1 protein-coding gene is annotated in these 1,389 nt (G+C 75.7%); it reads left to right on the top strand.

The window, feature by feature from the left end:
• Window positions 1–1,361, top strand: a 1,361-nt coding sequence (locus D7V93_RS43010) for an RCC1 domain-containing protein (RefSeq protein WP_120648673.1), incomplete at its 5' end; no start/stop codon positions are given.
• Between the last annotated feature and the right edge of the window lie 28 nt (window positions 1,362–1,389).

Here is a 1,389-nt window from a genome sequence, read left to right as displayed (position 1 = left end):
CCCCTGCCCTCCTCCCGCCGCCCCTCGACACCGAGGCCCCGGCGCTGCGCATCGACGCGCCTCGGCCGGGCCAGTGGCTCAACGTGTCCCGCCTCCGCCTCCAGGGCGACGTGGGAGACGCCACCCGGGTCGAGGTGTCGCTCGACGACGGCATCTCCCGGACGTTGTCCCTCGTGGGGACCGGAGCCCCCCTGTCCCTGGAGCTGACCACGCCGCCCGGGCCCCACGTGCTCCACGTGTCGGCCACGGACGCGGCGGGCAACACGTCCACGCTGGAGGTGCCCTACACCGGGGGCCCGGGGCTCGGAGGCGGGCTCGGCCACACGGGCGTGGTGCGCGCGGGACGCCTCGTCACCTGGGGAAGCAATGGACTGGGGCAGCGCTGCGACGCAACGCCGGAGGAGCGCTCCCTTCCCGCGTTCGCGATCCCGCTCGAAGAACCGCGGCCTGTCGCGCTCCAGTCGTCCCTGGACACCACGGCGTGGATCGCCGCGGACGGGAGCACGTGGCTGTGCGGTGCGCTGGCCTCCCGGCTCGCAGCGGGCGGCGCCGTCATGGGCAGCGCCCACCGGGTGGAGGGCGTGGCGGACGTGGTGGGGATCGCGCCGGGCAGCGGGCACCTGCTGCTGCTCGATGCCCGCGGCCAGGTCTGGGCGTTCGGCGACAACGCACGGGGACAGCTGGGACTGGGAAGCGAGGGCGAGGCCGTGACGCAGCCCACCGCCGTGCCGGGTCTCTCCGACGTGATGCAGGTGGTCGCCGGTAGCGAGCACTCCGCGGCGCTGCACCGCGACGGCACCGTTTCCGTCTGGGGCTACAACCGGGACGGCGTGCTGGGCACGGGCGAGCTGGAGGCGCGCGTGCAGGCGGCCCCCGTGCGCGTGCCCCGCCTGGTGCAGGTCGAACACCTGGCCTCGGGACGCAGCCACCTGCTCGCGCTGCTCGCGGACGGGACGGTGCGCGCCTGGGGCACGGGGACGTCCGGACAGCTGGGCCACGGAGACGCGGGCTTCGGCGCGGGCCGGGCGCAGCCAACGCCGGTGCTGACGCTCACCCGCGTCGCCGCGGTGACAGCCGCGAACAACTCCAGCTGGGCCCTGGGAAGCGACGGCACGGCCTGGGCCTGGGGCCTCAACTCCACCGGACAGCTCGGCGTGGGTGACACCCAACAGCGCGTCGTGCCCACGCGCGTGGCCACGGACCTGCCGCTCGTGGAGCTCGCGGCGGGGGCCCAGCACGCGCTCGCCCGCACGCGGGACGACACGGTGCTCAGCTGGGGCGCGAACCCCAGCGGGCAGCTCGGCCAGGGCGACGGCGCGTCCTCGAGCGTGTCCTCGCCGCGCACCGTTGCCCTGCCCTGATCCACCCATGCCCTCCGACCTCACGGCC

It is taken from the genome of Corallococcus llansteffanensis, assembly GCF_003612055.1.
In the GTDB taxonomy this organism is placed as follows: domain Bacteria; phylum Myxococcota; class Myxococcia; order Myxococcales; family Myxococcaceae; genus Corallococcus; species Corallococcus llansteffanensis.
This window is presented reverse-complemented; position numbering and strand designations above follow the sequence as displayed.